The sequence below is a fragment of the Kitasatospora sp. NPDC023118 genome (assembly GCF_055560875.1).
This window is the reverse complement of record NZ_JBVHHW010000033.1, coordinates 69,013-75,012: the sequence shown is the minus strand read 5'-3', so window position 1 is coordinate 75,012 and position 6,000 is coordinate 69,013. Positions and strand designations below refer to the sequence as shown.

4 protein-coding genes are annotated in these 6,000 nt (G+C 71.7%); 2 read left to right on the top strand and 2 right to left on the bottom strand.

The annotated features are described in order from the left end of the window. Nucleotides 1-401 precede the first annotated feature (401 nt). Together ACZ3UD_RS31705 and ACZ3UD_RS31700 are read left to right on the top strand one after the other, a co-directional pair. The gene (locus ACZ3UD_RS31705; protein WP_465595422.1) at nucleotides 402-641 is read left to right on the top strand and encodes a hypothetical protein; all 240 of its coding nucleotides are present in this window, start codon (nucleotides 402-404) and stop codon (nucleotides 639-641) included. Between the two features lie 420 nt (nucleotides 642-1,061). Next, on the top strand, nucleotides 1,062-1,781 hold the full coding sequence (locus ACZ3UD_RS31700; protein ID WP_465595419.1) for a G1 family glutamic endopeptidase: 720 nt from the start codon (nucleotides 1,062-1,064) through the stop codon (nucleotides 1,779-1,781). Nucleotides 1,782-2,423: 642 nt separating this feature from the next. On the opposite strand, the gene tpg is transcribed toward ACZ3UD_RS31700, so the two are convergent. Together tpg and tap are read right to left on the bottom strand one after the other, a co-directional pair. Further along, nucleotides 2,424-2,969 (bottom strand): telomere-protecting terminal protein Tpg, encoded by a 546-nt coding sequence (gene tpg, locus ACZ3UD_RS31695; RefSeq protein ID WP_465595416.1) that lies wholly within the window; start codon nucleotides 2,967-2,969, stop codon nucleotides 2,424-2,426. Between the two features lie 90 nt (nucleotides 2,970-3,059). Next, entirely contained in the window at nucleotides 3,060-5,558 is a 2,499-nt protein-coding gene (gene tap, locus ACZ3UD_RS31690; protein ID WP_465595413.1) for a telomere-associated protein Tap, read from the bottom strand. Between the last annotated feature and the right edge of the window lie 442 nt (nucleotides 5,559-6,000).

Sequence of the window (6,000 nt, the reverse complement as noted above, 5' to 3'; positions counted from 1 at the left end):
TATTTTATTCCTCGCCCGGCGTCAGGGGTGCTACCATTGAACGTCCAACTTTCTTTTGGGTGTGTCCGCTCAACGGGGGCATGGCGCCCAACTTTGGGGCGTGGTCCGGCACCTGCTCGGGTGCCGGACCTCGCCCGCGTCTTTGGTGGGGCCTCAGCTGATCGCGGTGTCCGCGGTCGGCAACCGGAGCAAGGGCGACAAGAGTCCGGACCCGTGGAAGCCTCCGATCCGGTCGTACTGGTGCACCTGCACGCGGGCGTGGGGTCGAGGTCACTACCGGCTCAACGTCACCGCCCTGAGAAGCAGGCCCTGTCCGACGTGCTCGACACCTGCGACAAGCGACCGCACCGCCGTCCGGTGAACGCCAACAGGCGCACGTCACCGCCGGTCCCGGCGGGGTGATGACCGAGGAATTCGGCTGCATCACCGGCGGCCTCACCGTCGTCACCACCGCCTTCCCGAACAGGCAGGCCTGGGTCGCCGTCCAGTACACCGGCGCGGACGAGTGGTACACCCTCGCCTCCACCCCGGCTCCCCTACCCGTCGGCCAGCCCCTCGCCGAGTACCACCAACTCGTCGTGGCCACCGTCGAACGTGGTGGCGAAGCGACCGCTCCCTCCGCAACCGCCCCGGAACACTGACCGGGCCGTCCGCGCGCCCCGGCGAGCCTGGCCTCCAACGCCAACCCTGTGGCCTGCGCCCCGTTCTCGGGGTGGAGGCCACCTTCGCGCGGGCTGGGCCCTTGAGTGTCAGATGGACTCGACGCGCCGACGGGGCGCCTCGATCTGGGGGTGCTCCGCCGGATGGTGCCCCGTGGTGACCGCTCAGCTGGGATCCTCCGTACGTCCACGAAATCACTCACGGAACTGCGGCCGCTGTCGGACACGGGAGACATCATCAGGCCTCCCACCCGGCACGGCAGTTCACTCAACAGCCAATCCTGCTACGGCCCTTGCCTCGCGCATGACAGTCGGCAATCCTGTACTGCCACCCCTCACGGCCGCCCCCACGGCCCGGGCCGGCGTATGAGCCTCCTGCTCGTCCCCCACAAAGGAGCCAGCGTGCGCAGATTCCTGATACGCGTCGCCACCCTCGCGGCAACAGCCACCACCCTCGCCGTCCCCACCGCGCCGACCACTGCGGCGGCCGCACAGGCACTGTCGTTCCGCCCGCTGCAGTACAACATCAACGGCTACAACTGGGGCGGCTACGCCGCCACGGGCAGCGGCTTCACCTCGGTCTCGGCAACCTGGACCGAGCCGAGGGCAACCTGCAACTCCACCAACGACCTCTACGCCCCCTGGGTCGGCATCGACGGGTACGGCACGTCCACCGTGGAGCAGACCGGGGTGGCGACCGATTGCTCCAGCGGCAGCCCCGTGAACCAGGCCTGGTACGAGATGTACCCGGCGAACCCGGTCTACCTGAGCCTCAGCTCGTACCCGGTATCGGCCGGGGACGTCATCACCGCCTCGGTGACCTACGCCGGGAGCAGCAGGTACACCCTGAAGCTGACCGACTCCTCGCGGGGCTGGACCTACAGCACGACCAAGTCCCTCTCCGCGCAGCGGGCCAGCGCCGAAGTCATCATCGAGTCGCCGACCGGGTCCTACCCCAACTTCGGCACCCTGAACTTCACCTCGGCCACCGTCAATGGCAACTCCCTCGGATCCTCCAACCCGGCCGCGCTCGACCCCAGCTCGAACGGCATCTACGAGGCCCGCACCGGCGCACTCGGCTCCAGCGGCACCAGCTTCACCGAAACGTTCCTGCACGAGTAACCACACCGGCGCTGGGGCGTACACCCGCCCCAGCGCACGCAAGCTCCTGCAGGCCGAGATCCACCCCGTGGGCCTGGCCTGCCCCGGGACGAACGGCAGAAGCAGCACAGGGTCATCGGGCACTGGCACCATCGCACCGACGACCACGCCAAGCCACTCGTCATAAACCAGTCCTGTGGTTCAGTCGGCCGGTCGAGTAAGCGCCGCCCCCGCACTCGCTCTCGATGCCGGCCTGTCCAGGGCGGACGTGATTGGTGGGGTAGTGACCCGCGACGAGGGAGGCTACCCGCCGGTCGAGGTCAGCCGGGCCGACGGGAGTCGGCTCGCCCCCGGTGACGTAGTGCCAGGTAACCCACTGCCCTGCGTCCGGGGCCCCGGGATCATCGTCGGACAACCACTCCTGGGTGTGCCGGGTGCCGAGGGTGGTGTGGAACCGGAGGATCTGTCCGGTGTCAGGGTGGACGTTCCGATGCGTGACGGCCAGCCAGCAGAGTGCACTTGGCAGACAGCGAGTAGTGAGTGATGGGGCAGGGCCGGGTGTGCCGGCCGGTGGACATGGAGCTCCTCGAACGGCTTGGTCAGTGGATGTGGCTGAGCGCTTCCGGCACAGATCCGCGAATGCGCATGCCGGGCTGCGGGGGCCTACAGCTCGACGTCCATCCAGGCGATGTCGTTCAGCTCGACGCCAAGGCCGCGGGCCCGGCGACCGCCGTCCTTGAAATAGTGCTCGCCGAGGGCCTCGGCGAGCAGCGCCTCCTGCTCGGCCTGGGAGGCTCCGGCGTCGCGCGCCGCGTACAGGGCCTGGGCGACGCTGCCGGGCATCTTCTGCGTGATCACCCGGGGACGGGGGTCATCGGTGGTGCCGCCGGAGGCGCTGAACCCGAACGTGCCGCTGATGTGGAGCATGAAGCCGTTCTTCTCGGCGTCGCGGCGCACCCGCTGCTTCACGCGGGGCTGCCAGGTGGCGCGGACCTTCGCCTCGATCGCCTTCGCGGCAGCCGGCTTCGGGACGACCTGGCCCTTGAGCCAGCGCTGCACGGTGCGCTGGGATACGCCGAGGTCCTGGGCGAGCTTCCTGGTGGAGCCCTTGGCGCCCTTGAGCAGGAAGCGCATCCGGGCGGGAACGGACTGCGGGATCGAGCGGGTGCGCTCGGCGCGTTCCAGGCCCTCGTCGATCTCCCGGCTCACCCTGGTCTTCCTTCCCGGCCGCCGACACGGCGGCCACTGCTGATGGTCGTGATGGGCGGCCCGCCGATTCCGGCGGGCCGCCCGGGGTGACTACTCGTCGGCGGATACCTGGCCGCCGGCCTTCATGTGCCGAGCCGGGTTGGCGCCGTCCGCGAACAGCTCGGCGATCTCGGCCATCGGCCTGCTGCCCTCGTGTTTCACGTGCCCCGGGCTGACGCCCAGGCGCAGCGCAGTAGTGAGGGTGCCGTCGGGCTTTGCGAGGACGTCCAGGGCGCCGGGCCCGGGGGAAGCGAAGACGGCGCAGTCGGAGAGCACGGCGAAACAGGCCAGGCCGGTGTCGGCGTGCATGCGGCGCAGCTTGCGGTGCATGTTCACCGTGGCGGTGTCGATGACCAGGGCGCGCATCAACGGATCCCAGGTCGGACGCTCCAGCGCCGGCCAGCGCTCGCCAGGCTTGTAACCGTGCCCGCGCGGGCGTTCCCTCAGCTTCCCGATCGTGCCCTTGGCGGTCTGCTTGATCGCGGTGAGCACCGCCAGCTCCGCCGGGTCGCCGGCCGTCTTGAGGGTGGCCATGGCATCCAGGAACGCGAGCGGGTCGCGGTCGGCCAGATCGAGCGGGACGCCGAGCGCGGCCATCGTGTCCAGGTAGGCCTGACGCAGGCGCTTGTGCCACGGGTCCAGGTACGGGCCGTGCTCGTGCCGCAGCCAGCCCTCGGTCGGCTGGATCCGGGCGCCGAGCTCGACCGCGTAGGCGACCTTGACGGTGGAATGCCAGGCCGGGCCTGTGGGCCGGGAGCCGTCGGCGGTGAACGGGCTGGGCAGCAGCGGGTCGGTGGCAACGCCGGAAAGGTCGACCAGCCAGGAGCCGGGCAGCTTCTTGTCGAAGACGGGGTTGAGCTCGTGCACCGGCCCGGAGAGCGGCAGCGTGAGTCTGCCAGCCGCCGCGAGAAAGGCCATGTTGATGTCCAGGCCGACCGCGTACGGCGCCGCAGCTTCCTCGTCGGTGAGCTGGCGGTGCCAGTCCCACGCCTCGGTCACCAACTCGCCGCCCGGCTCGCGGTCCTGCGCGAGCGGATGCACGTCCGGAACCTCCGGCGGCGCCGGATCGAACGCCCGCGCACGCGAACCCTCCACCGGCCCGGACGCCCAGCCCGACTCGGTGCGCACCGCCCGGGTCGGCGGGCGCAGCGCGGTGACCAGTTCCAGGCCGGACACGGCGGTGGAGCCGCGCGGGGTGAGGACGCGGGTGGCGTAGGTGCCCAGCAGCCGGGCGAGGTCGGCGGCGCCGAGGCTGTCGGGGATCTGCCAGCCGCCCGTGGCCAGCGCGCCCCAGCCGGGGATGCACAGCTGCACGCACTGGCGCTTGCCGTCCTCCGGCATGCGGTAGACCCGCGCCCACGGCCCGAGGCCCCGCTGGGTCAGCAGCCAGCCGGCCTTCTCGAGCTGCTTGACCGCCTTGTGGGTCTTCGGGAGCTGGCCCAGGCGCTGGACGAAGTCCTTCTTCTCGTCCCGTCCCATCGGCGGCAGACCGAGCTCGGCCAGGGCGGCGTCCGTGAGCACCACCAGGGCGTCGCCGTCCTTGCCGTGCCGGTGCAGCCGCGGGGCGCCGAACTTGGCCTCCAGCGCCCACTCCACGACGTCGGCGAGCGTGCGGTCGGCCGGAGCGGTCGGCGCCTGGCTGCCGTCGGCGAGGTAGGCGACCAGGGCCTTGCCGGACGGGGCGACGTCCACCACGGCCAGCGGACCGGCCGGGAAACGCGCGGCGGCCGCCAGCTCCCAGTCCGCCGGCCCCGCCACGGCGGCCGGCTTCCTCACCGGGGCCTTCCGCGCTCGCGACGCTGCCGATGCGGCCGGACGGGACGACACGCTGCGCCGGGGCGCGGCCGGAGGAACGGCAGGAGAGGCCTGGCGGGGCGCAGCGACCGAAGCGACCGGCCCGGCCGGGACCACCGACGCCGGCGCCGGGGCGGCGGGCTGGGCAACCGGGGCCGCCAGCGCCGCCGCGACCGGTTGTCCGGCCGGGGCGGTCGCGCACCAGCCGCCCATGTGCACCGGACGACCCTGCGAGCGGTACGGCGTCGGCCGTCCGCACCGCACACACGGTGCCGGTGGCTCAGCGACCAAGTCCCCGGCCGGGGTCCGGTCGAGCTCCACCACCGCCTGGTCCTGCTGCTCGCCGATCGCAGCCGGCACCGCGGGTGCCGGAACGGCCGGAGCGGCGGGTGCCGGAACGGCCGGAGCGGCGGGTGCCGGAACGGACGTCGGGGCCTCGGCCGGGGTGGTGGTGCGCACCAGGCCGGCGGACTGCGCACGGCGCAGCCACGCGCTCGGCTCGACCGTGCCGTGCCGCAGCGCCAGCCGGGCGAGGAAGGCGATGTAAGCCTCGCGCTTGGGCGGCCGCGGCTCCGTCGCCCCGGCCTCCCACCGCACGATCGTCTCCCGACGGGCCTTCAGCGCGGCGGCCAGCTCCTCCTGCTTGAACCCTCCGAGCTTGCGCAGCCGCTCCCGCTCGGCCGGAACCGGCAGGTCCTCCACCGGGCGCGGACGCTCCAGCAACGCGTCGATCGCCTCGAACAGGTCGTCAGCCACGTTCCACCTCCACCACACACTCTAGCGTGAAAGTAACTTCTGGATCGCACACTTTCGCGCACATCACCGGATCGAGGTCCGGCTGGCCCTCGCCGAACCCGGCAATCCGCATCCACGACCGCGGGCGAACAGCCCCGCCGCCCACACGCTGGCAGCGCCCCGCCCCGACCTCGGACAACCCCGCCCTTCGCAGCACTTCGCCGTCCAGACCGCAATCTCGGGCAATCGCCCTTACGCATTCCATTCCCCCCTCCGCCGCCCGGACATCACCGCGCGCGGGAAACCGAAAGCCGGGCAGGCCGCCAGACGAACCCTCGGGTTTTCCCGGAAACCCAGACCTCGTGAGCCGGCCGTTGTGCTCCATCACACGCGGGTCGCGTCAGGCTCCGAGTCGATCATCTGGAATGCTGTTCCAGTCCGCCGCCGATGGCTTTGAGCGGCG